This is a genomic window from Amycolatopsis ruanii (assembly GCF_003385175.1).
GTDB classification, from domain to species: Bacteria; Actinomycetota; Actinomycetes; order Mycobacteriales; family Pseudonocardiaceae; genus Amycolatopsis_E; species Amycolatopsis_E thermalba.
Genome location: NZ_PQHY01000001.1, coordinates 127355 through 150216 on the forward strand (window position 1 = coordinate 127355; position 22862 = coordinate 150216).

Annotated in this window: 27 protein-coding genes; 8 read left to right on the forward strand and 19 right to left on the reverse strand. The window is 73.3% G+C overall.

Translation table 11 applies throughout. From position 1 onward, the window contains the following. Positions 1-21: 21 nt before the first annotated feature. From D0D28_RS00705 to D0D28_RS00715, 3 genes are all read right to left on the reverse strand, one after another. Positions 22-453 (reverse strand): NfeD family protein, encoded by a 432-nt coding sequence (locus D0D28_RS00705; protein ID WP_094003002.1) that lies wholly within the window; start codon positions 451-453, stop codon positions 22-24. A gap of 75 nt (positions 454-528) precedes the next feature. Continuing rightward, the gene (locus tag D0D28_RS00710; RefSeq protein WP_094003003.1) at positions 529-1338 is read right to left on the reverse strand and encodes a DUF3097 domain-containing protein; all 810 of its coding nucleotides are present in this window, start codon (positions 1336-1338) and stop codon (positions 529-531) included. Further along, positions 1319-2782, reverse strand: coding sequence for a DHA2 family efflux MFS transporter permease subunit (locus D0D28_RS00715; RefSeq protein ID WP_116109358.1), 1464 nt, complete (start codon positions 2780-2782; stop codon positions 1319-1321). Before D0D28_RS00715 ends, D0D28_RS00710 begins: the two co-directional genes overlap by 20 nt. Before the next feature lie 199 nt (positions 2783-2981). Between D0D28_RS00715 and D0D28_RS00720 the strand changes: the two genes are divergently transcribed. Further along, complete coding sequence (locus tag D0D28_RS00720; protein ID WP_116109217.1) at positions 2982-3362, forward strand: winged helix-turn-helix transcriptional regulator; 381 nt, start codon at positions 2982-2984, stop codon at positions 3360-3362. Here D0D28_RS00720 and D0D28_RS00725 read toward each other — a convergent pair. From D0D28_RS00725 to D0D28_RS00770, 11 genes are all read right to left on the reverse strand, one after another. Continuing rightward, positions 3359-3931, reverse strand: a complete 573-nt coding sequence (locus tag D0D28_RS00725; protein ID WP_116109220.1) for an alkaline shock response membrane anchor protein AmaP — start codon at positions 3929-3931, stop codon at positions 3359-3361. The genes D0D28_RS00720 and D0D28_RS00725 overlap by 4 nt on opposite strands. Next, positions 3928-4458 carry a DUF6286 domain-containing protein gene (locus tag D0D28_RS00730; protein WP_116109223.1) on the reverse strand — a complete coding sequence of 177 codons (531 nt, stop codon included), beginning with the start codon at positions 4456-4458 and terminating at the stop codon, positions 3928-3930. Before D0D28_RS00730 ends, D0D28_RS00725 begins: the two co-directional genes overlap by 4 nt. Next, complete coding sequence (locus D0D28_RS00735) at positions 4455-4826, reverse strand: Asp23/Gls24 family envelope stress response protein (RefSeq protein WP_116109225.1); 372 nt, start codon at positions 4824-4826, stop codon at positions 4455-4457. Before D0D28_RS00735 ends, D0D28_RS00730 begins: the two co-directional genes overlap by 4 nt. Positions 4827-4830: 4 nt before the next feature. Further along, positions 4831-5007 carry a hypothetical protein gene (locus D0D28_RS35965; RefSeq protein WP_094003008.1) on the reverse strand — a complete coding sequence of 59 codons (177 nt, stop codon included), beginning with the start codon at positions 5005-5007 and terminating at the stop codon, positions 4831-4833. A gap of 1 nt (position 5008) precedes the next feature. Then, positions 5009-5461: an Asp23/Gls24 family envelope stress response protein gene (locus D0D28_RS00740; protein ID WP_116109228.1), complete on the reverse strand. Its 453-nt coding sequence runs from the start codon at positions 5459-5461 to the stop codon at positions 5009-5011. Between the two features lie 58 nt (positions 5462-5519). Then, a complete protein-coding gene (locus tag D0D28_RS00745) occupies positions 5520-5816 on the reverse strand; it encodes a hypothetical protein (protein ID WP_094003010.1) in 297 nt (98 codons plus the stop codon). Further along, complete coding sequence (locus tag D0D28_RS00750) at positions 5813-6166, reverse strand: Asp23/Gls24 family envelope stress response protein (RefSeq protein ID WP_094003011.1); 354 nt, start codon at positions 6164-6166, stop codon at positions 5813-5815. Before D0D28_RS00750 ends, D0D28_RS00745 begins: the two co-directional genes overlap by 4 nt. Before the next feature lie 12 nt (positions 6167-6178). Continuing rightward, positions 6179-6733, reverse strand: coding sequence for an Asp23/Gls24 family envelope stress response protein (locus D0D28_RS00755; RefSeq protein WP_116109230.1), 555 nt, complete (start codon positions 6731-6733; stop codon positions 6179-6181). Continuing rightward, a complete protein-coding gene (locus D0D28_RS00760) occupies positions 6724-7287 on the reverse strand; it encodes an RNA polymerase sigma factor (RefSeq protein WP_094003013.1) in 564 nt (187 codons plus the stop codon). The genes D0D28_RS00755 and D0D28_RS00760 overlap by 10 nt, the downstream gene beginning before the upstream one ends. 132 nt (positions 7288-7419) lie before the next feature. Next, a complete protein-coding gene (locus D0D28_RS00765) occupies positions 7420-8223 on the reverse strand; it encodes an SCO1664 family protein (protein WP_346009470.1) in 804 nt (267 codons plus the stop codon). Positions 8224-8225: 2 nt separating this feature from the next. Beyond that, positions 8226-8804 (reverse strand): DUF3090 domain-containing protein, encoded by a 579-nt coding sequence (locus D0D28_RS00770; RefSeq protein ID WP_020417938.1) that lies wholly within the window; start codon positions 8802-8804, stop codon positions 8226-8228. A 76-nt stretch (positions 8805-8880) separates the two neighbouring features. On the opposite strand from D0D28_RS00770, the gene D0D28_RS00775 reads away from it, so the two are divergent. Genes D0D28_RS00775 through D0D28_RS00790 form a run of 4 tightly spaced genes read left to right on the forward strand, consistent with a single transcriptional unit; the run spans position 8881 to position 12454 of the window. Continuing rightward, positions 8881-10803 carry a prolyl oligopeptidase family serine peptidase gene (locus D0D28_RS00775; RefSeq protein ID WP_116109235.1) on the forward strand — a complete coding sequence of 641 codons (1923 nt, stop codon included), beginning with the start codon at positions 8881-8883 and terminating at the stop codon, positions 10801-10803. Next, entirely contained in the window at positions 10800-11657 is an 858-nt protein-coding gene (locus tag D0D28_RS00780; RefSeq protein ID WP_116109237.1) for a S66 peptidase family protein, read from the forward strand. Before D0D28_RS00775 ends, D0D28_RS00780 begins: the two co-directional genes overlap by 4 nt. Then, positions 11647-12075 carry a TIGR03668 family PPOX class F420-dependent oxidoreductase gene (locus tag D0D28_RS00785; protein WP_094003017.1) on the forward strand — a complete coding sequence of 143 codons (429 nt, stop codon included), beginning with the start codon at positions 11647-11649 and terminating at the stop codon, positions 12073-12075. The genes D0D28_RS00780 and D0D28_RS00785 overlap by 11 nt, the downstream gene beginning before the upstream one ends. 16 nt (positions 12076-12091) lie before the next feature. After that, positions 12092-12454 carry a hypothetical protein gene (locus D0D28_RS00790; RefSeq protein WP_143266126.1) on the forward strand — a complete coding sequence of 121 codons (363 nt, stop codon included), beginning with the start codon at positions 12092-12094 and terminating at the stop codon, positions 12452-12454. 590 nt (positions 12455-13044) lie between these two features. On the opposite strand, the gene mptB is transcribed toward D0D28_RS00790, so the two are convergent. From mptB to D0D28_RS00815, 5 genes are all read right to left on the reverse strand, one after another. After that, entirely contained in the window at positions 13045-14598 is a 1554-nt protein-coding gene (mptB, locus tag D0D28_RS00795; protein ID WP_116109361.1) for a polyprenol phosphomannose-dependent alpha 1,6 mannosyltransferase MptB, read from the reverse strand. Between the two features lie 74 nt (positions 14599-14672). Further along, on the reverse strand, positions 14673-16289 hold the full coding sequence (locus D0D28_RS00800; RefSeq protein ID WP_116109239.1) for a dipeptide ABC transporter ATP-binding protein: 1617 nt from the start codon (positions 16287-16289) through the stop codon (positions 14673-14675). Beyond that, complete coding sequence (locus tag D0D28_RS00805) at positions 16286-17182, reverse strand: ABC transporter permease (RefSeq protein ID WP_094003020.1); 897 nt, start codon at positions 17180-17182, stop codon at positions 16286-16288. The genes D0D28_RS00800 and D0D28_RS00805 overlap by 4 nt, the downstream gene beginning before the upstream one ends. Beyond that, positions 17179-18195, reverse strand: a complete 1017-nt coding sequence (locus D0D28_RS00810) for an ABC transporter permease (protein ID WP_116109242.1) — start codon at positions 18193-18195, stop codon at positions 17179-17181. The genes D0D28_RS00805 and D0D28_RS00810 overlap by 4 nt, the downstream gene beginning before the upstream one ends. A gap of 2 nt (positions 18196-18197) precedes the next feature. Continuing rightward, positions 18198-19979, reverse strand: a complete 1782-nt coding sequence (locus tag D0D28_RS00815; protein WP_116109244.1) for an ABC transporter substrate-binding protein — start codon at positions 19977-19979, stop codon at positions 18198-18200. Positions 19980-20119: 140 nt separating this feature from the next. On the opposite strand from D0D28_RS00815, the gene D0D28_RS00820 reads away from it, so the two are divergent. The 3 genes from D0D28_RS00820 to D0D28_RS00830 are packed head-to-tail and all read left to right on the forward strand — an operon-like array spanning position 20120 to position 22847. Beyond that, a complete protein-coding gene (locus tag D0D28_RS00820) occupies positions 20120-20947 on the forward strand; it encodes a M55 family metallopeptidase (RefSeq protein WP_116109247.1) in 828 nt (275 codons plus the stop codon). Beyond that, positions 20940-22229 carry a M20/M25/M40 family metallo-hydrolase gene (locus D0D28_RS00825; protein WP_094003024.1) on the forward strand — a complete coding sequence of 430 codons (1290 nt, stop codon included), beginning with the start codon at positions 20940-20942 and terminating at the stop codon, positions 22227-22229. Before D0D28_RS00820 ends, D0D28_RS00825 begins: the two co-directional genes overlap by 8 nt. A 54-nt stretch (positions 22230-22283) precedes the next feature. Then, positions 22284-22847 (forward strand): DUF3558 family protein, encoded by a 564-nt coding sequence (locus tag D0D28_RS00830; protein WP_094003025.1) that lies wholly within the window; start codon positions 22284-22286, stop codon positions 22845-22847. Positions 22848-22862 lie beyond the last annotated feature (15 nt).

A 22862-nucleotide genomic window follows, 5' to 3' on the forward strand; every position in this document is an offset into this window, starting at 1 on the left:
CTCCCGGTATGTGGGTTGTGGTTACGGCTCGGGCGCCACCACGGCCGTGGCGCCCGCTATCTCTACCACGGTCACGGTCGTGCCGGGTTCGATTCGCTGACCGTCGGCGACGGACCGTGCGGACCACACGTCGCCGGCCAGCTTGACACGCCCGGAGTCGCCGTCCACAACGGACACGACCACGGCCCTGGCGCCGATCAGGGCCTCGGTGTTGGTGCGGTGACCCGTCCCGGTCAGGAACCGGCGCTTGAGCGCGGGCCGGGCCAGGAGGATCAGCGCCCCGGACGCGACCGCGAACACGACCGCGTCGATGACGATGTTGCCGGTGATCAGGGCCGCGCCGGCCCCGAACAACGCGCCGAGGCCGAGCATCAGCAGGAAGAAGTCGCCGGACAGCACTTCGGCGGCCATCAGGACGATGGCGACGATCAGCCAGACGAGCGCCGGTGTCATGCGCCCATCGTGGCAGAAAGTGACCGCTCGCGACCAGCGGACGACCCGAAGTGATCTCGGTGTGACCTGCCGGATTCAGCCTTCCGGGTCGGTCACGAAGTCGATCAGCCGCTCGACGGCGCCGATCAGCGGCGTCTCCAGGTCGCGGTAGCTGCTCACCGCGGCCAGCACGCGCTGCCAGCCCTCGTAGGTCTCGCCCCAGCCCAGCGCCGCGCACACGCCCTCCTTCCACGGCGTGCCGCGCGGCACCGAGGGCCACTGGCGGATGCCGACCGCGGACGGCTTCACCGCCTGCCACACGTCGACGTAGGGGTGGCCGGTGACCAGCACGTGCTGGTCGCGGATCGCGTTCACCAGGCGGGATTCCTTGCTGCCCGGCACCAGGTGGTCGACCAGGACACCCAGCCGCCGCCCGGGACCGGTGCCGAACTCCTCGATCGCTTCGGCCAGCACGTCCACGCCGTCCAGCGGCTCCACGACGACGCCCTCGACGCGCAGGTCGTGCCCCCACACGCGTTCCACGAGTTCGGCGTCGTGCTTGCCCTCGACCCAGATGCGCGAGTCGCGCGCGGTGCGGGCCCGCAGCCCCCGCACCTTCACCGACCCCGACGCCGAACGCGCCGAAGCCGGTGACGGCGGCGCGGCCTTCGGCCGTACCAGCGTCACCGGCTTGCCTTCGAGCAGGAACCCGGCGGGTGCCAGGGGGAACACGCGGTGGCGGCCGTGGCGGTCCTCCAGCACCACGTTCCCGTGCTCGAACCGGACCACCGCGCCGCAGAAACCGCTTCCCGGTTCCTCGACCACCAGCCCGCGCTCCGCCACGACCTCGGGGATCTTGCGTCTGCGCGGGCCGGCGAGGATGTCGTCATAGCTGTGGGAGCGCACGATCCGCGACGGTAGCGCCGGATTCACCGGTTCGTCGCGCCGCCACGCCGGGGCGCAGCATCAGCGCGGCCGCGGCGAAGGCGGCCGCCACGAGACCGGTGCCCACCCAGAAGGCGAGGTGGTAGCCGGAGGTGAGCGCCTCCTCCGGGCGCACCCCGGTCAGCGACTCGGTGCGGGTCGCGGCGAGCACCGCCAGCACCGACAGCCCCAGCGCGCCCGCCACCTGCTGTGTGGTGTTGAACAGGCCGGAGGCCAGGCCGGTGTCCTCGGCGGCGGCGTCGCGCATGCCCAGTCCCATCAGCGCGGGCATGGCCAGGCCGAACCCGACGCCCATCGCCACGGTCGGCCCGAGCACGTCGGTGGCGTAGCCGCCGTCGGCGGGCACCCGGGCCAGCCAGGCGAGCCCGGCGCCGATCAGCGCCAGCCCGGCCAGCAGCACCTTGTAGTCGCCGAAGCGGGTGGACAGCCGCGGCGAGACCACCAGCGACACCACCGCGATCGATCCCGCGATCGGGACCATCGCCAGCCCGGTCGCCTGCGCGCTCAGGCCCAGCACCTGCCGCATGTAGAGCACGACCAGGAACTGGAACCCGAACATCGCCGACACCAGCAGCGCCATCGTCAGGTTCGCGCCGGACAGGCCACGCGAGGCGAAGATCCGCAGCGGCAGCAGCGGGTCCCGGGTGCGGGCCTGGCGGACGCCGAACGCGGCCAGCAGCACCAGCGACAGGGCGCCGAAGCCGAGCGTGTGCGCCGAGGCCCAGCCGTGGGACTCCACCTCGACGATGGTGTAGACGCCGAGCATCAGCGCGGCGGTCACCAGCGCGGCGCCCAGCCAGTCGGCGCCGGCGCGCAGCCCGAGGCCGCGGTCGTTCTCCAGTACCCGCACCGCGACCGCACCGGCGACCAGGCCGATCGGCAGGTTGATCAGGAAGATCCAGTGCCAGCTCAGCGCCTGGGTGAGCACACCGCCGGCGATGCTGCCGATCGAGCCGCCCGCGGCCTGCACGAAGCTGAACGTGCCCAGCGCCTTCGCGCGTTCCGCCGGTTCCGGGAACAGCCGGACGACCATGCCCAGCGCGACCGCGGTCGAGGCGGCGCCGCCGGCGCCCTGCAGGAACCGCGCGGCCATCAGGGTTTCCGGGTTCCAGGCGAGCCCGGCCAGCAGCGAGGCCAGCGTGAACACGACCATCCCGGCGAGGAAGACGCGGCGGCGGCCGGCCACGCGACAGCGGCGCCCGGCGAGCAGCAGCAGCCCGCCGAAGGGGATCAGGTAGGCGTTGATGACCCAGGACAGGTTCGACGGCGTGAAGCCGAGGTCGTCGCGGATGGCGGGCAGGGCGACGTTCACGATCGTCTGGTCGAGCACGATCATCAGCGTCTGCGCGGACAGCACGGCGAGCGCGAGCCACCGCGACCGTCCTGCGGGCTGATCGAGGGACATGGCCTTGACCTCCAAAGGGGCACGATTTGTTACTGGGGCCATCATGTGAGCCCGTAACCGTGGCCGGAAGAAGGCAGTTCCCTGTGCCAGAGGAACACCGATGTACCACTCCTGGTCCCGCCGGTGGTGCTGTGATGCGGGTCACGATCCCCATGGAGAACGGGTGGTAACCGAGGGGCGGACGTGGAACCATCGGGGTATGGCTGCTGACACCGCTTCCCCGGTCACCGAGGCGTGCCCGATCGTCGAGGTCCTCGATCACGTCGCCGGCAAGTGGGCGATCGGCATCCTGGTCACCGCCGCGCACGGCCCGGTCCGCTTCACCGAGCTGGAGCGCGAGGTGGAGGGCATCAGCCGCCGCATGCTGACGCTGACGCTGCGCAAGCTGGAGCGCGACGGGCTGCTGGTGCGCACCGTGTACCCCACGGTGCCGCCGCGCGTGGAGTACACGCTCACCGACATGGCGCGCGAGCTGCATCAGACGCTGCTCAGCCTGACGTCGTGGGCGGAGAAGTACCGGGTCGAGATCGCCGCGGCCCGCCACGCCTACGACGCCCAGCAACCCGCGGCGATCGCCTAGATCACCCGCGCGGCCGCCTCGGCGGCGATGCGGAACTCGATCACCGTCGGCAGCTCCGTCAGGTCCAGCGCCTGCCGCAACCGCGCCACGCCGTCGGTGACGATGTGCTCCCGCAGTGCCGTCAGGTCCGTGCCCGGCTCGGCGGTCACCGTCACCAGCAGCGTGGGCCGGTCCGGCGTGCCGGACAGCGTCGCGTCCGCCGAGCGCACCTGCGGGTACGCCGCGATCTCCGACTCGAACGGCGCGACCGCCGCGTCCGCCGCCAGCTTCGTGACGCCACGGGCCGGATCGTCCTCCAGCCGCCAGGTCTGCGTCTTCGGGCGGCGCATCACCTGCGCGGCCAGCCACCGCAGGAACAGCAGCCCCAGCACCACCGCGACGACCACGGTCACGTACAGCACCCACGTCGCGGGCCGGTCGTCGCCCGGCACCAGCGGCTGGTCGCGGCCGAGCAGCCGCAGCCAGCCGAGCGAGGTGGCCAGGGCGAACCCGCCCGCGGCGAGCAGGACGAGCCCGGTCAGCGCGAGCAGGGCCCGGTTGAGCCGGGCGGGACGGTTCAGGCTGGTCATGCCGTGCTCCTCACGCGCACCTTCACCCGCGGCCGCCGGGCCGGGGCGATGCGGTCCAGCTGGTCCTCCATCGCCCGCCGCACCTGGGTGGCCACGTCGTCCGCGGCCAGCCGGCTGCCACGCACCTTCGCGGTGACGCTGCGCCACCTCAGCCGCACCTTCGCCGCCTCCACCCCGTCGGCCGACTCGGCCGCCGAGCGCAGGCTGCCGGTGATGCTGCGGCGGCTCGCGCCGGCCTTGACGGGCGCGCTGCCTCCCCCCGACAGGGGCAGCACGAGCGCGCGGCCGGACAGGACCGCCGCCAGCAGCACCACCAGTCCCACCGCGGCCAGCACGCCCCCGCCGATCGCCACGGGAAGCGCTTCCCAGCGGGTGGCGTGCAGCCGGGCGGCGACGGCGTCGTAGTCCAGCACCGGCCGCTCACCCAGCAGGAGCTGCACCGCGCTGGTCGCCACCAGCGCACACGCGATCAGCCCGGCCAGTGCCACCAGCGTGGCCGCGAGGCTGCGCCGGGACCGGCGGATCATGCCACGCTCCTCTCCCGCGACCGGTCGCTGTGCAGGGCGGTCACCGTGATGTCCACCCGCTCCACGACCAGCCCGGTCAGCTCGCCGACCTTCCGGACCAGCCGTTCCCGCGCCGCCCGCGTGGTGCGGGCGATCGGGGCCGGGTAGCCGACCGAGAGTTCCACGGCCAGGCTGACCCGGCCGTCCCGCACCCGCGCGGTGACGTTGGCCGGCTGCTCCGGATCGCCGGTGCCCAGGGCGACCCCGAGCACCCGGCGGGCGGACCCGCCCACGCCCTCCATCCCGCTGATCACCTGCTCGGCGATGCGCTGCACCGCCCGGTCGGCCACGACCGTGGTGCCGCGCCGCTCCGGCGCTTCGACGGTCACCGGCTCACCTCCGCTCGCGGCCGGTCAACTGGGACAGGTCGAGCTTGCCGTCCAGCACCCGGCCCGCCAGCAGGCCCAGCCCGCCCAGCACGGCGACGATCAGGAACGCCCCGAACCCGCCGAACGCGGCCGCCAGGCCGAGCACGAGCCCGGTCAGCAGACCGGCGATCGTGGCGTTCATGTCACTGCACCCGCGCGGCCGCGCCGTCGCCCGGCTCGTCGTCGCCGGGCAGGTGGACGTCGTTGACGGTGATGTTGACCTCGACGACCTCCAGGCCGGTCATCTGCTCGATCGCGCCGATCGCGTTGGCCCGCACCGCCTGCGCCAGGTCGGCGATGGACACCCCGTACTCGACCACGATCTGCAGGTCCACCGCGGCCTGCTTCTCCCCGACCTCGACCGACACGCCCTGGCCGACGCTGCCGCTGGCGCCCGGGATGCGCTCGCGCAGCGCGTTGAACGCCCGCGCCGCGCCGCCGCCCAGGTCGTACACGCCCGGGATCTCCCGCGCCGCCAGCCCGGCGATCTTCTGCACCACCGTGCTCGCGATCGTGGTGGTGCCCTGGCTGGTCACCAGCGAGCTCTCCGGCGCCTTGCGCACCGCGGTGGCCTTCTCCTCGGTTCCACTGCTCATCGTTCGTCCCCTTTCCGGTTGGTGTTCCCACTTCTCCGACACCGCTGCGACGGCAACGTCACGCGCCGAACGCGGATCCGTCCACATCGGTCACCACGAGCCGGATGTCCGCGTCCGCGTACGCACTTCCCACCAGGGCCTTCGCCACCGCGTCCCCGGCCAGCCGCAGCCGCGGCGGCAGCGGCAGCGCGGTGGCGACCAGGCGCACCCGCACGAGTTCCGGGGTCAGGTCGACCGCCAGCGCGGCCGGGTTCCACGACGCCACCGGCCGCACCGCCGGCGCGGCCGGGCGCAGGCCGTCCACTTCGGACAACGCGGTCAGGATCGCCTCGACCCGCTCGGCGCGCGGGGTCATCGTTCGATGTCCAGCACGGTCACCGACACCTGACCGGGCCGCACCCCGGTGTCCCTGGTCAGCCGGGCGCGCACCTCGCGCTGCACCGCCCTGGCGACCGCGGCCGCCTGCGCCCCGGCGCGGGTGGCGATGCCCACCCACACCTCGACGTCGTCCCCGGCGCGCCGGACGCTCACCCCGTCCGCGGGCGCCGGCGTGAGCCCCTTGACCTGCTGCCACCGGGTGCGGCCCCAGCCGCGCACCAGCCCCGCCACACCCGGCTCCAGCCGGGCCACGCCCGGCACCGACCGCGCGGCGTGCGCGGCCACCGACGCCACCACAGCGTCCTCGACGATCCACTCGACGTGCACCAGTTCCCCCTCTCACCGGTCGTAGAAGTCGTCGACCGTCAGATCCAGCCGCACCAGCCGCACCCCGATCCCGGACGAGCACGCGGCGCCGACCCGGTCCCGCAGCCGCGTCAGCACGTCGGCGAGGTCGTCGCGGTAGGCGATGGCGATCGTCAGCTCGGCCTCGATCCGCGTCCGCCCGTCGGCGTCCAGCCCGGCCGTGGTGACCCGGCAGCGGCGGGCGCGGACGCCGTCCATCTCGTCGGCGGCGAACCGCAGCACGGCCGCGACCGCCTGCTCGCTCACCTCGAGCGTGCCGGGCTCCGGCGCGGACAGCGGCACCATGCCGCGGTGGCGCCGCACGTCGGCGCGGACCGCGGACATGATCCGCTCGGTCAGGTCCCGCGAGGGCTCGGTCTCCTCCGCCGCCAGCTCGCGGGTCGCCTCCCGCAGGGCGAGCAGGCTGCCGCGCGCGGTCGAGCAGTGCGGGCAGGTCAGGTCGTGGTCGGTGACCGCGTCGAGGCGGTCCCACACGTCCTCCAGCGACCGGCCGCAGGGCAGGTCGTGGGTGGTCTGGTCTAGCGCCATGGCTGCATCACCTCCGCCAGTTGCGCACGGGCTCGCGCGATGCGCCCGCGGACCGCGGTGGGCGAGGTCGACACGGCCTCCGCGATCTCCTCGTAGGACCGGCCGTGCACCTCGCGCAGCAGCCAGCAGGCCCGCTGCTCCGGCGTCAGCCCGGCCAGCGCGGTGGTCAGGGCGGCCATCTGGGCGCTCACCTCGGCGGCGCGCTCGGGCCGGGCGTCGCCGCGGCGGGTCTCGGTGTCGTCCGGGTCGACGTCGGTGACCGGACGGCGGGCGCGGATGACGTTGAGGCACCGGTTCGTGACCGACCGGTAGAGCCAGCCGACGAACGCCCGGTCGTCGGCGAGCTGCTCCAGCCGCCGCCACACGGTCAGGAACACCTCCTGCACCACGTCCTCGGCGTCCCCGGCGCTGCCCAGCATCCGCAGCGCCAGCCGGTACATGCGGCCCTGGTAGCGGCGCACCAGCTCCTCGTAGGCGCGCACGTCACCGTCGCGCGCCCGCGCGACCAGCGTCGGGTCGTCCAGGACCTCGCCGAGGTGGGTCCCGGCCGTCACCGCGTCCCGCCCATGCACAGCCTCCCCGGGTTCACACTCGCTTCAGTAGCCCAGACACCGGGCAGGGCGGAAGCTCACGCACCGGCCCGTCACGAATTCGGGTGAGGGCGGTCACCGGATTGGTGGCTGCGGTCAGAACAGCGGCCAGGGGATGGCGCGCCAGTCGTCGCCGGGTTCGGGGAACACGCCGGTCGCCACGAGCATCTCGGCGCGTTCGGCGATCGCGCTGATCTCCAGCTTCGTCAGGTGCGGCGCGAGCTGCTCGCCCAGGTCGCCGCGGATCTTCTCCGGGAGGGCGCGCAGCTTGTCCAGGGTCTCGCCGGGCAGCGGGTCGCCCACCCAGCCCCACAGCACCGTGCGCAGCTTGGGCTCGGCGTGCAGGCAGATGCCGTGGTCGACGCCGTACACGGTGCCGTCCGTGCCGACCAGGACGTGGCCGCCCTTGCGGTCGGTGTTGTTGGCGATGATGTCCAGCACCGCCAGGTCCCGCATGCCCGGGTGGTCGGCGTGCGCGAGCACCGCGGGCTCCCCGGACCGGTCGTGGGCGTGCAGCACGATGCGCCAGTCGTCCGGCACGTCCTTCGGGGACCGGACGTCGATCAGCTCCTCGTCGCCGGTCTCCACCCACAGCTGCACCATGCCCTCGCCGAACGGCCCGTCGCGCAGCACGGTCGGCGGCACCCTGCCCAGCCCGGCCGCCTCGGACAGCAGGGTGGTGGCGTGGTCGCGGCCGGCCAGCGTGCCGTCCGGGAAGTCCCACAGCGGCCGCTCCCCGGACACCGGCTTGTACACCGCCTGCGCGGCGAGGCCGTCCAGCTCCACCGAGCAGAACAGGGTGACGTTGGAGGCGTCGACCAGGCGGCCTTCGACGGTCAGGCGGCCGCGGGTCAGCAACTCCCTGGCGTGAGGATCGGCGGGGCCGACCGGTGGGGCCACGTCTAGCTCTCGTCGGCCAGGTCGGTGTTGCGCCGGTAGCCGTTCTGCCGCGGGCAGATGTGGCCCTCCGGGTCCAGCGGCTCGCCGCACAGCGGGCACGGCTTGCGTCCGGCCCGCACCACCCGGTCGGCGCGCTCGGCGAACGCCCGCGCCGCGGCCGGGCTGAGGAACACGCGCACCGCGTCCGGGCCCTCCTCGGTGTCGTCGAGCACGACGGTCTCGTCGACCTCGCCCTCCGTCATCGCGAGCAGCTCGATCACGACCGCGCTGGTTTCGGCGTCCCAGCCCAGGCCCATCGTGCCGACCCGGAACTCCTCCTCGACCGGCACCTCGAGCGGATCGACGTCGACGAGGTCGTCGGGCACGGTCTCGGGCACCTCGGCGCCGAAGCGCGCGACGATCTCCTCCAGCAGCGAGGACAGGCGTTCGGCGAGCACCTGCACCTGCTGCTTCTCGATCGTCACGCTCACCGTGCGGACGTCCTCGGTGGCCTGCAGGTAGAAAGTGCGGTCGCCCGGTTCCCCGACGGTCCCTGCGACGAACCGGTCGGGCTGGCGGAAGACGTGGATTACACGAGCCATGGCACCCCCGACCCTATGCCACTGTTTCATGATCGGCATCCGCCGCCCCCGCTTGCATCTTAGTTAGAGTGCGGCGGTGGCTGAAACCGCGCCGTACGGCACCTGGACCTCCCCCATCTCCGCCGCCGACGTCGCCGCTGCGGCCGATGGCGCGCAGTGGCTCGACGTCGTCGGCGGCACCGTCTGGTGGGCCGAGGCCCGCCCCGCCGAGAGCGGCAGGCTGACGCTGGTCCGCGCTGGTCAGGACGGCGCGGAGGAGATGCTGCCCGCGCCGTGGAACGCGCGGAACCGGGTGCACGAGTACGGCGGGCGGCCGTGGCTGGTGATCGGCCGGACGCTGTTCTTCACCCACTGGGACGACCAGCGGGTCCACGCGCGCGACCTGGACAGCGGCGAGGTGGTTCCGGTCACACCGGAGCCGCACATGCCGCAGGGTGTCCGGTTCGGCGATCTGCGTCCCGGCCCGGACGGTGCGGTGTGGGCGGTGCGGGAGACGAGCACCGGGCCGCGGCGCACCGACATCCGCCGCGATCTGGTGTCGCTGTCCGGCGGCGAGGTCGTGTCACTAGGGGCCAGCCACCACTTCCTGACCGCGCCGCAGCTGTCCCCGGACGGGCGGCACGCGGTGTGGCTGGGCTGGGACCACCCGGACATGCCGTGGGACTCCACGCAGCTGTGCGTGGCCGAGGTGCGGCCCGGCGGGTTCGGCCCGCACCGGGTCCTCGCCGGCGGGCCGGGCGTGTCGGTCTGCCAGGTGGAGTGGGCGGACGCGGGCACGCTGCTCGCGCTGATGGACCCGGACGGCTGGTGGAACCTGCACCGGATCGGGCTCGACGGCACGACGGTGGCGCTCGCCCCGGGCGAGCGCGAGCTGGGCGGGCCGCTGTGGAAGATCGGGGCGAACTGGTTCGTGCCGCTGGGCGGCGGCCGTCACGCGGTGCTCGACTCGGGGCGGCTGGCCGTGCTCGACGAGCACGCCGGGACGGTCACGCCGGTCGCGGAGCACCTGACCAGCTGGACGGCCACGCTGGCCCGGCACGGGAACGGGGTCGCGGGCATCGCCGCCGGACCGCGCCACGAGAGCGCCGTCGTGCACGTGGACCTGGGCAGCGGCACGGTGACCGAGCTGACCGCGCCCACCCACCCGCTGCCGCCGGCGGAGTACCTGCCGGTGCCGCGGGAGCGGACGTTCCTGAGCCCGGACGGTGTGCCGATCCCGGCCTACGTCTACCCGCCCACCAACCCCGGCTTCACCGGCCCCGGCGGCGAACGCCCGCCCTACCTGGTACACGTCCACGGCGGGCCCACCGGCCGCGTGTCCGGCGACCTCGACCTGGACTTCGCCTACTTCACCAGCCGCGGCATCGGGATCGTCGCGGTCAACTACGGCGGCTCGGTCGGCTACGGCCGCGCCTACCGGGAACGGCTGCGCGAACAGTGGGGCGTGGTCGACGTGCGGGACTGCGCCGCCGTCGCCGAAGCACTGGCGGCCGAGGGCACCGCCGATCCGGCGCGGCTCGCGGCGCCCGGCGGCAGCGCGGGCGGCTACACCTCGGCGGCGTCGATGACGAGCGTGACCACCTACCGGGCGGCGACGATCAAGTACCCGATCCTCGACCTGGCCGGGTGGACCGGCGACGGCGGCGAGACCCACGACTTCGAGTCCCGCTACGTGCTCGGCCTGGTCGGGCCGCTGCCGGAGACCCGGGAACGCTACGTCGAGCGGTCCCCACTGCGGCACGCCGACCGCCTGGCCGGGCCGGTGCTGCTACTGCAGGGGCTGGAGGACCAGATCTGCCCGCCCGAGCAGGCCGACCGGTTCGTGGCCGCGCTCGCCGGCAGCGGCATCCCGCACGCCTACCTGACGTTCGAGGGCGAGCAGCACGGGTTCCGCAAGGCGGAGACGATGATCGCCGCGCTGGAGGCCGAGCTGTCCTTCTACGGGCAGGTGTTCGGCTTCCCCACGCCCGGGATGCCGGAACTGGAGCTGCGCTCGTGACGACCGTCGCCCTGGTCGCGCCCGCCGGGCCGGTCGCCCCGGAGCGGCTGGAGCGGGCGCTGGCGGTGCTCGGCTCGTGGGGACTGCGCGTGCACAACCTGGTCACGCCGGGGTCCCGGCCCTTCCGGTACCTGGCCGACACCGACGCGGCGCGGGCGAAGCTGTTCACCGAGGCGTGGCTGGACCCCGAGGTGGACGTGGTGCTCGCCGCGCGCGGCGGGTACGGCACCCAGCGGATGCTGGACCTGCTCGACTGGCCCGCGCTGCGCGGTGCCGGGCCGACGGTGTTCGCCGGGTCCAGTGACGTGACGGCCCTGCACGCGGCGATCCACGAGCACCTGGGGCTGCCGACGCTGTTCTCGCCGATGCCCGCGGGTGACTACTGGGACGAGGCGGGTGGCGAGCACCTGCGGCGGGCGTTGCTGGAGCCGGGACCGGTGACGCTGCCCGGGACCGAGGCGCTGGTGCCGGGCACCGCCCGGGGCCGGTTGACCGGCGGGAACCTGAGCCTGCTCGCCGCCGGCGTGGGCACGCCGGAGCAGGGCGGCGCGTCGGGTGGGATCGTGGTGCTGGAGGACGTGAGCGAGCCGGTGTACCGGCTGGACCGGATGCTCACCCAGTTGCTGCGGTCCGGCTGGTTCGCCGGGGTGGCCGGGATCGTGCTGGGCACCTGGACGCGGTGTGGTGATCCGGCGGATGTGCGGGCGCTGATGCTGGACCGGCTGGCGCCGCTGGGGGTGCCGGTGCTGGCGGGCGTGCCGTTCGGGCACGTCGAGGGGTCGCTCACCGTGCCGCTCGGGGTCTCGGCGGTGCTGGACACGGCCGGGCTGCGGGTGGTGACGGGTGCGGCTTGATGCGGCGGAGGCGCGGGCGCGCTTCGCGGCGGCGCGGGTGGCGCGGCTGGCGACGGTGTCCGCGGACGGGCTGCCGCACCTGGTGCCGGTGACGTTCGCGGTGTCCGGGGACGAGATCGTGTTCGCGGTCGACCACAAGCCGAAGTCGACGCACGCGTTGCGGCGGCTGGCCAACATCGCGGCCAACCCCGCGGTGAGCTTCCTCGCCGATGAGTACGACGAGGACTGGACCCGGCTGTGGTGGGCGCGGGCCGACGGCACGGCGACGGTCGAGGAGCCCGGGCCGGTGCCGCTGCTGGTGGCGAAGTACCCGCAGTACGCGGAGCGGCCGCCGGAGGGCCCGGTGGTGATCACCCGGGTGACGCGGTGGAGCGGCTGGGCAGGAACCGGCCAATCCGGCCCCGGCGCGGTGACCTGATCCCTACGATCGGCGCATGAGAACCTTGCGCGCGGCCGCGATGGTGCCGGTGTTCGTGCTGGCGGCGGCCTGCTCCAGCGAGCCGGAGACGCCGCACACCATCGTCTACGAGGTGACCGGCACCGGGCAGATCGCGTGGATCAAGTACAAGGCCGACGGGAAGACCTCCGTGCAGGAGGACGGCATCACCCCGCCGTGGACGAAGACCTTCACGCTGCCCGCCGAGGGGACCCAGCAGCTGGAGCTGCTGATCCAGCCGGCGGGCGAGCACGACCTGTCCGCCTCGATCGAGGTCGACGGGCAGCCGCTGACGAGCAGCGCGAGCGCCGCCTCCGACGGCGGCGGCACGATGTCGCTCACCGGCGAACTCGGGCACTAGGGCGTGCTGTCGGATGACCGGTGAGCGTTGATCGAGGACTTTCCGCCGGCGCGGACGGGTAGGCCCGGCGGCCGTTTCCGGATGCGCGCCACCACCATCCCCGCCACCACGGGGCTGGATTCGAACTACCCGAAATCCGGGATCGAGCCGGCTGACCATGCCACCGGCTGCTCCCGTGGTGGCCCGCCACCAAGATCCACCGGCTGGGCGGCGGCTGACCCCGCACCCAGCCCGACCGAGTGTGCGGCGATAGGCCTACTCCCGCACCATCCGCAACCACCTGCGCCGCTGGGCCATCCGCGCGGTCACTCCCGACCCCGCGGACCAGATCGAGCACCGCAACCGCCACGGATTCCGCGGCGACCGCCCACCCGCCTTCGACGCCCATCACCTGGACATAACCTTTGTCCGACTCGGCCCGGGGTGGTGCCCCGCGAGGTTGACCCGCTCGATGGTGGGACGCGATGGGCGGCATCGTGAGAATTTCAGCGATCCGCGGGGCCGCTCGGCGCGGCTCTCCTCCCGGCGAAGGCGTCGAGCGCCGCCTCCGACGGCGGCGGCACGATGTCGCTCACCGGCGAACTCGGGCACTAGCCCTTCGCGACGAAGTCCGGCACCTCGGGCTGGCGGCGCCACGCGCCGACCAGGCCGAGCGGGTCGGGGCGCAGCAGGGACGCCGCCGCGTAGACCGACAGCGCCAGGACCACCACGACGAACCACCAGTCGTACAGGGCCTGCTCGCCCGTCGGGTAGTAGGCCAGCACCAGGAACGACGCCACGGCGACCACGATCGCCAGGTGCCTGCGCCGCCACGGGAACGCCGAGGCGATCACGAAGCCCCAGGTCAGGTACCAGGGCAGGGTCGGCGGGGCGAGGATCGCGCCGTCCTGCAGCGCCATCGCCATCCGGAAGATCGCCTCGTTGCCGCCGTTCCGGGCCTTCCACCACTGCTGCACCATGAACGCCGCCAGCGTCAGCATCGCCAGCGCGCGCGCCACCGTCACGAACGGCGACTCCGGCACGGTGATCACCACGTTCACCAGCGTGTGCGCCAGCTGCCCCAGCCCGGTCGGGAAGTTCAGCCAGTTCGTCACCAGCGTCGGCGCCTGCAGGCCGGTGACCCAGCCGAGGTTGAACGAGCCGAGCGACACCCAGGTGCCGGCCACGAACACGATCCCGAACAGGCCGACCGAGATCGCGCCGGCCTGGAAGAAGTTGCGGACCCGGCTGGGGTGCGGCAGGTGGTTGGCCCACACCCACACCAGGAACGGCAGCGCGACCGCCGCGGTCGGCTTGATCAGCATGCCGATGGTGACCAGCACGATCGCGACCGCGTGCTTCCGTTCCAGCGCGGCGAGCACGCCGATGGTGAGGAAGCCGAGCATCAGCAGGTCGTTGTGCGGGCCGCCGACGAGGTGGATGACGGTCATCGGGCTGGCGACCGCGAGCCACACGGTGATCGGCAGCTTGCCGCCGAGGTGACGCACCAGCCGCGGCAGCGCCCACAGCATCATCGCCAGCCCGATCAGCAGCACCAGGCGGGTCACGATGACCCCGGCGATCACGTTGTCGCCGGTCAGCGCCACGACACCCTTGGCGATCAGCAGGAACAGCGGGCCGTAGGGCGCCGGGGTGGTCTGCCAGACCGGGTGCACGTTCTGCACGACGTCGCGCAGCACCTCGAGCTCGGCCGGGCCGTGCGCGTACGGGTCGAGCCCGTGCAGCAGCTGGGCGCCCTGCCCGAGGTAGGAGAACACGTCGCGGGTGAACAGCGGCGGCGAGATCAGCAGCGGCGCCATCCAGCACGCGGCGGCGACGAGGATCGGCCTGCTGCCGATGCGCCCGGCGAGCATGTAGCGGCCCAGCCGGACCCACGCCCACACCACGAGCGCGAACCCGCCGTAGAGCACCGCGTTGGCGAGCATCTGCCCGTGCCCGTAGCGGACCCAGGACAGCGGGCCGTGCCCGAGGACGGGGTCGCGGATCAGGATGCCGCCGGCCCCGAGCGCGCCGATGAGGAGCAGGAGACTGCCGAGGGTGCCCATCGCGATCGTGCGGTACGGGAACCGCGAGGGCACGCGCACGCGCGCGGCCGGGTGCGCCCGCGCGGGCGCCCCGGGAGCGGGGTCAGTGGTGGTCGCCATTTCGTCCACGGAGATTACACACCGTTCCCCTGCGGGTTCCCGCCGGGAACGTCATTTCCTTGACTTGCGGGCATTCAGGACGGTAAGGACTCGCGTGTCGTGCCGCCGGGCAGCGCCGCGAGCAGGGAGCGCGTGTACTGGTGCTTCGGGTCGAGCAGGACCTCCTCCACGGTGCCGACCTCGACCAGCTCGCCCCGGTACATCACGGCCACGCGGTCGGCGATGTTCCACGCCAGCCCGAGGTCGTGGGTGATGACCAGCACGGCCAGGCCGAGTTCGCGCCGCAGCCGCAGCAGCAGCCCGAGGATCTCGCCGCGCACCGAGGCGTCCAGCGACGCGACCGGCTCGTCGGCGACGAGCACCCCGGGCCGTAGCGCGAGCGCGCCGGCGATCACCACGCGCTGCCGCTGCCCGCCGGACAGCTCGTGCGGCAGCCGGTGCAGGAAGTGCGCGGCCGGGCGCAGTTCCGCGGCCTCCAGGGCCTCGGTCACGATCTGCCGCTCGTCGCCGGGCAGGCGGTGGATGCGCGGTCCCTCGGCGACCGCCTCGTAGACGGTGTGGCGCGGGTTCAGCGCGCTGGCCGGGTCCTGCAGCACGAGCTGGACGTGCCGCCGGTAGGCCTTGAGCGCGGCGCCCGAGGCGGGCACGGGCGAACCGTCGTAGCGGACCACGCCCGAGGTGGGCTTCTGCAACCCCAGCAGCGTGCGGGCCAGGGTCGTCTTGCCGGAGCCGGACTGGCCGACCAGCGCGACGATCTCGTTGCGCCGCACCTGCAGGTCCACCCCCGCGACGGCGTCGATGCGGGCACCGCGGCGGTCGCGGAAGGTGACCCGCAGGTTCTCCGCGGCCAGCAGCACGTCCGGCGGGGGCGGGGTGTCCGGTTCCGGCGGCAGCGGCGCGGTGGTCGCGGGCGCGAACCGGGCGGCCGGGTCGCCGACGGTGGGGAACGCGGCCGCCAGCGCGCGGGTGTGCTCGTGCTCCGGCGTGCGCATCACCTCCTGCGACGGGCCTTCTTCGACGATCTCGCCGCGGTACATCACGGCGATGCGCGAGCAGGTCGCGGCGAGCACGGACAGGTCGTGGCTGATCATGACCAGCCCGAGGCCGTGCTCGGCGACCAGGCGGCTCAGCAGGTCGAGCACCTGGGCCTGCACGATCACGTCGAGCGCGGTGGTCGGCTCGTCGGCGATGATCAGGCGCGGGCGGCAGGCCAGGGCCATCGCGATCATCACGCGCTGCTTCTGCCCGCCGGACAGCTCGTGTGGATACGCCCCGGCGCGGGACGGGGGCAGGTCCACCGATTCGAGCAGTTCCGCGACCCGCGCGTCCACGTCGGCCGCGGACGGGTCGTGCAGCCGGATCGGCTCGGCGATCTGGTCGCCGATAGTGCGGACCGGGTTGAGCGCGTGCATGGCGCCCTGGAACACCACCGACGCCTTGGCCCAGCGCACCGCGCGCAGGTGTCCCCAGCGCATGGTGGTGACGTCCTCGCCGTCGAGCAGGATCTCGCCGGTGACGCGCGCGGATCTGGGCAGCAGCCGCAGCACGCTCATCGCGACCGTGGACTTGCCCGAACCGGACTCCCCGGCCACGCCGAGGGTCTCCCCCGGCGCGAGCGTCAGGTTCACACCGCGCACCGCGTCGACGTCGCGGTAGGAGACGCGCAGGTCCTTGATCTCCAGCAGGCTCACGCGTGTTCCCCCTTCAGCCGCGGGTTGAGCACCGTCTCCAGCGCGCGGCCGGCGAGGGTGAACGACAGCACGATCACCACGATCGCCAGGCCGGGCGGGATCAGGTACCACCACGCTCCGCCGGTGACCGCGCCCGAGGACAGGGCGCGTTGCAGCATCTGGCCCCACGACGGCGCGGTGGGGTCGCCGAGGCCGAGGAAGGACAGCGTGGACTCGGCGATGATCGAGTTGCCCACCACGAGGGTGGTGTTGGCCAGCACCAGCGGCAGCACCCCGGGCAGCACGTGCTTGCCGATGACGTGCAGGTGCCCGCCGCCCAGGGCGCGGGCCCGCTCGATGTAGGGGCGGGACTCGATGGTCAGGGTCTGCGCGCGCACCAGCCGGGCCGTGGTGGGCCAGGAGGTGACGCCGACCGCGACGATGATCGTCGGCACGCCGTGCGGCAGCACGGTGGACAGCGCGATCGCCAGCACCAGCGAGGGCAGCACCAGGAAGAAGTCGGTGAACCGCATCAGCAGGCCGGAGACCCAGCCGCCGAAGTGGGCGGCGGCGATGCCGACGATCGTGCCGATCAGCACCGACAGGATCGTCGCGGCGAACCCGACCAGCAGCGACACCCGCGCGCCCCACAGGGTGAGCAGCAGGACCGAGCGGCCGTCGATGTCGGTGCCGAGCGGGAACTCGCCGCTGGGCGGCTGCAAGGGCTTTCCGGCGGCGTTGACCACGTCCAGCCCGGCCGGGTCGGTGATCACCGGCGCCAGCACGGCCAGCAGCACCACCAGCACGAGCACGCCGAGGCCGGCCAGGCCGCCGCGGTCGGCGGCGAACTCGCGCCACACGGCGGCGGCCGCGGCACGGCGGCGCTGCCAGGCGATCGCGGCCGGGGCGGTCACTGGGCACGCACCCGGGGGTCGAGCACGCGGTAGAGCACCTCGGCGATCAGGTTCATCACGATGACCGAGCCGGCCATGACCACGAAGACTCCTTGCAGCAGCGGCAGGTCCGGCACCCGCAGCGCCTCGTAGGTGAGCAGTCCCAGCCCGGGCCAGGAGAACACCGTCTCGACCGTGACGGTGCCGGACACCACCAGGCCGAACTGCAGGAACACCAGCGTCACCGTGGGCAGCAGCGCGTTGGGCACCGCGTGGCGGCGGCGCACCAGGTCCTCGCGCAGGCCCTTGGCGCGGGCGGTGGTGAGGTATTCGGCGTTCATCTCGCCCAGCAGCGACGAGCGCATCACCAGCATGTACTGGGCGTAGATCACCGCGAGCAGCGTGACGCACGGCAGCGCGAGGTGGTGGGCGACGTCGAGCAGCTGCGGGAAGAACTCCGGCGAGGTGTCCGGGGAACGCATGCCGCCGCTGGGGAACACGCCCTGCGTGGCGATGAGCAGCAGCAGGCCCAGCCAGAACTGGGGCATCGACCACAGGGTCAGCGCGATGCCGGTGTGGGTGCGGTCGAACAGGCTGCCGCGCCGCCGCGCCGCCCGCACGCCCAGCCACAGCCCGAGCGCGACGGCCAGCACGGTGGCGGTGCCGACGAGCAGCAGGGTCGGGCCGATCCGCTCCCCGATCAGCGCGCTCACCGGCCGGTTGTAGCCGTAGGAGGTGCCCAGGTCGCCGCGCAGCAGCCCGCCCAGGTGGTCCAGGAACTGCTGGTACAGCGGTTTGTTCACGCCGAGCCGCTCCCGCAGCTGCGCCAGCTGGTCCGGGCTGGTCGGCCGGTCCCGGGTCAGGGTGGTGACCGGGTCGCCGGGGATCATCCGGAACAGCAGGAAGCCCAGCGCGACCACGAGCAGCAGGCTGCCGATCGCGCCGCCGAGCTTGCCGAGCAGGAACCGGGCCGTGCCCGTGCCGCGGCGGGGCTCGTCGAGCTCCGCCGCGGCGGTGGAGACCGCGTTCGTCACGCCTACTCCTGGTCGTCGGCGGACTTGCGGCGCCGCCCGGCGGCGGTGCCCGCGATGGCCGGCGCGATCACCACCCCGGCGCCGATGGCGATCCAGGCGCCGGCGGACAGGCCACCGGCGGCGGACGAGCCGCCTTCGGCCGGGGTCGCGCCGTAGAAGCCCCAGTAGCCGCTCTGCTCCATGATCTGGCCGGTGCCGGCGGGCTGCTTGGTGAAGCTCGCGAAGTTGTCCGACCGGTAGGCCTCGAGCACGTTGTCGTAGTCCAGCACGATGCTGGGCACCTGGTTGTAGTAGCGGGCCTGGGCCTGCTTGACCAGGTCGGCACGCTTGGCCGGGTCGAACTCGGTGCTTTCGGCGGCGTAGAGGCGGTCGAACTCGGGGTCGCAGAAGAACGCGGTGCTACTGCTGCTGCCGGCCACGGCGGGCAGGGCGGCGCAGGTCTGCTTGGACAGGATGTAGTCCGGGTCGGGGCTGGTGCCCCAGCCGGAGAAGGCCAGGTCGTAGTTGCCGTCGTTGGTGCGCTCGTCGACCTCGTTGTCGGAGACCAGCTGCTTGGTGGCCTTGATGCCGATGGCGCCGAGCCAGCTGACCACGTAGTCGGAGGCGCGCTGGGCGAAGTCCTCGCTGGCGCGGCCGAGCAGCCGCAGCTCGATCGGCTTGCCGTCCGGGCCGATGCGGGTGCCGTCGGCGCCGCGCGGGTAGCCGGCCTGGTCGAGCTGGGCGTTGGCGGCCGCCGGGTCGAAGGTGTAGCGCTCGCCCGGCGAGGGCTCCCAGTGGTAGGCCGGGAAGGAGGCGGGCACGATGCCGCCGCCGGGCTGGCCGTAGCCGCCGAGCACCTTGTCCACCAGGGTCTGCGGGTCCAGGGCGCGGGCGATGGCCTGCCGCACCCGCACGTCCTTGAGGACGGGGTTGCCGTCGCCGATCGGCTGGCGGGACAGGGTCTGGGCGCCGTGGTTGATGATCAGCTCGCGGTAGCGGCGGCCGGTCGCCTGGTTGGTGGTGATGTCCTCGGCGTTCTTCAGCGTGTCGAACTGGGTCGAGGTGAGCCGGTTGACGAAGTCGACCTCGTCGTTGCGCAGCGCGTTGACCGCGGCCTCGGAGTTCTTGTAGCTGATGAACTGCAGCTCGTCGATCTTGGCGCGGCCGCGCCAGTAGTCCGGGTTGGCCTTGAGCCGGACCAGCTCGTTCGGCCGGTACTCGGTGATCAGGAACGGGCCGTCGCCGACCCCGACCACGGGCACCGAGTCGGTGGCCGGGTCGGTCATGTTCGCCTGGTTCGCCCAGATGTGCTCGGGCACGATCGGCACGTCCAGCGCGGTCATGCTGGCCTGCGGGGTCTTGGTCCTGATGACCAGCGTGCGGTCGTCGGGGGCGGTGACCGACTCGAAGTTCTCGACGTAGGTGCCGTTGGCCTCCTGCGCGTTCTCGTCGGTCATGATCCGGGTGAACGTGTAGGCCGCGTCCCGCGCGGTGACCGGCTTGCCGTCGGACCACTTGACGCCGTCGCGGATCCGGTAGGTCCAGGTCAGCTTGTCCGGCGAGGTGGACCAGGACTCGGCCAGGCCCGGCGCGGGGGTGTTGTCCTCGGCCGAGGGCAGCGTGAGGAACTCCCAGGTCATGCGGCCGACCATCGTGCTGGAGGCGAACGAGGCGAGGAACGGGTTCAGGTGGTCGATCTCCTGCACCAGCGCCACGCGCAGCACCGTGCCGCCCTGCTGCTGCGCGTGGGCGGCCGGCACGAACGGGCCGGTCACCAGCGCCGCGGCGGCCACCGCCGCACCCACGCGCGTTCGTCTCGGGAAACGCATCCCCACAGGTCCCCACCTCTCTGGCTGATTGTGGAACCGGAAAGTAACCACTTCCAAGCACGCCGAGTCAACGACTCACGGGTGGTGTTGCCGAGCCGTGACGTAAGGTCTGGACCATGCGGATCATGATCTCGGCGGACATGGAGGGCGCCACCGGCGTCACCTGGACCGACGACGTCGTCCCGGGCACCGAGCAGTGGCAGCGGTTCCGGCGGCTGTTCACCGGGGACGTGAACGCGGTGATCCGCGGCGTGTGCGCGGGCGGCGCGACCGGCGTGCTGGTCAACGAGGCGCACTCGTCGCAGCGGAACCTGATGCTGGAGGACCTCGACGAGCGGGCCCGCATGCTCACCGGGCGGCACAAGCCGCTGTCGATGATGCAGGGCATCGAGTCCGGCGTGGACGGGGTGGTGTTCCTCGGCTACCACGCCGGGGCCGGGGCGGACGGGGTGCTGTCGCACACCTACCTGGAGAACCAGATCACCGGGGTGTGGCTGGACGGGGTGCCGGCCAGCGAGGGCCGCCTCAACGCCGCGCTGGCCGCCGAGCACGGGGTGCCGGTGCTGCTGGTGTCCGGCGACGACAAAACCTGCGAGGACGCGGCGGACTACGCGCCGGGTGCCGAGCTGGTCGCCGTCAAGGAGTGCGTGAGCCGCTACGCCGCGATCTGCCTTCCCCCGTCGCGCACCGCCGAGATGCTGAGCGCGGCCGCACGGGCGAGCATGGAGCGTGCGGTGCGGACACCGGGCACGGCCGCCGCGCACCGCATCGAGGTCGAGTTCGACGCGAGCCACCTGGCGCAGGCCGCCGCGGTGGTGCCGACCGTCGAGCAGACCGGCGTGCGCCGGGTCGGCTTCGACGCGGCCACGATGACCGACGCGATGAAGGCGTTCAAGGTGGTCACGGCGATCGCCGCGGGCGCGGTGCAGGGGAAGTATGGCTAACGTCGAAAGTCTGTGCGCGCAGCTGCTGCGGTTCGACACCACCAACCGCGGCCACGGCGATGCCGAGGGCGAGCGGGACGCGGCGGAGTTCGTCGCGGGTGTGCTCGCCGGTGCGGGGCTGGAACCGGTGGTGCTGGAGTCCGCGCCGCGGCGCACGAACGTGGTCGCCCGCCTCCCGGGCGCCGACCCGTCGCTGCCCGCGCTGCTCGTGCAGGGGCACCTGGACGTGGTGCCTGCCGACGCCGCGGACTGGACGGTGCCGCCGTTCGCCGGGGAGGTCCGGGACGGGTTCCTGTGGGGCCGGGGCGCGGTGGACATGAAGGACTTCATCGCGATGGTGCTGACCGCGGTCGCGGACGGGCTGCGGCCGCGGCGGGACCTGGTGCTGGCGTTCGTCGCCGACGAGGAGGACCGCGGCGAGTACGGGGCGCACTGGCTGGCGGCCGAGCACCGCGAGCTGTTCGACGGGTGCGTGGCCGCGATCAGCGAGTCCGGCGGCTACACCTACCACGTGCCCGCGGCGGACGGCTCGGTCAAACGGCTCTACCCGGTCGGCACGGCCGAGCGCGGCACCGCCCACATGCGGCTGACCGCGCGGGGCCGGGCCGGGCACGCCTCCCGGCCCAACCGGGAGAACGCCGTGGTCCGGCTGGTCGGCGCGCTGCAGCGGATCGCGGCGCACGAGTGGCCGGTCACGCTGACCCCGACGGTGGAGGCGTTCCTGGTCCGCACCGGGCAGGCGCTCGGCGTCGAGGTCGATCTGTCCGATGTGGAGGGCACGATGGCGCGGCTGGGCCCGGCGGCGAGGCTGGTGGAGCCGACCATCCGCAACAGCACCACGCCCACGATGCTGGACGCCGGCTACAAGGTGAACGTGATCCCGAGCCTGGCTCAGGCCCAGATCGACACGCGGACGCTGCCGGGGACCGAGAAGCAGTTGCTGGAGGAGATCGACGAGCTGCTCGGGCCGGACATCACGCGCGAGTTCGTGGCGCACCAGCCGGCCGTGCAGGCGCCGGTGGACTCCCCGTGGTTCACCGCGATGGCCGACGCGCTGCGGTCGCAGGACCCGGAGGCGGTGGTGGTGCCGTACTGCATGGGCGGCGGCACCGACGCCAAGGCGTTCAGCCCGCTGGGCATCGCCTGCTACGGCTTCGCGCCGCTGTGGCTGCCCGAGGGCTTCCCGTACCGGGCGATGGCCCACGGGGTGGACGAGCGGGTGCCGCTGGAGGGGCTGCACTTCGGCAAGCGGGTCCTGCAGCACTTCCTGACGCACTGCTGACCGCTTCCTGCCGCGGCGTTCCCGGCCGGGGCGGCGGGCCCCTACCGTGACGGCATGCCGCGGTTCGATCTCCACACCCGTGCCGGACTCGTGCTCGCGGTGGGCCTGCTCGCCGCCGGGTGTTCCGGCGGCGGCTCCGGCTCGCCGCTGGTGCCGCCCGCCACCAGCACAGCGCCCACCACCACGACAGCGCCCACCACCACGACGGCGCAGCTGGGCAAGTACCCGCTGGCGGAACTGGCGCGGCAGCCGTGCCGCGCGCTCGACGAGCGCGACCTCGCCGCGCTCGGCATCACCGGCCCGGGCCGGGAGGAAGCCACCCAGTACGGGACCGCCTGCCACTGGCTGGTCGGGGACCAGAACGTCAGCCTGCACCCGGACGTGCCGCTGTCCTACGCCCAGACGATGACCGAGGGCGGGCGCACCTCCCAGGTGCCGGTCGGGCAGCGGCAGGCGGTGCAGGCGGAGTTCCAGCGCATCTGTTTCGTCTTCGTCGCGGTGGGCGGTGTCGATCACCTGATCAGCGCCACGGGCATCCCGGAGCCCGGGGCGCCGCAGGAGGGCGCCTGTCCCGCCGCGGCGTCGGTGGTCGCCGCCGCCCTGACCCACCTGGAGTGAGCGGGATAAACCTCG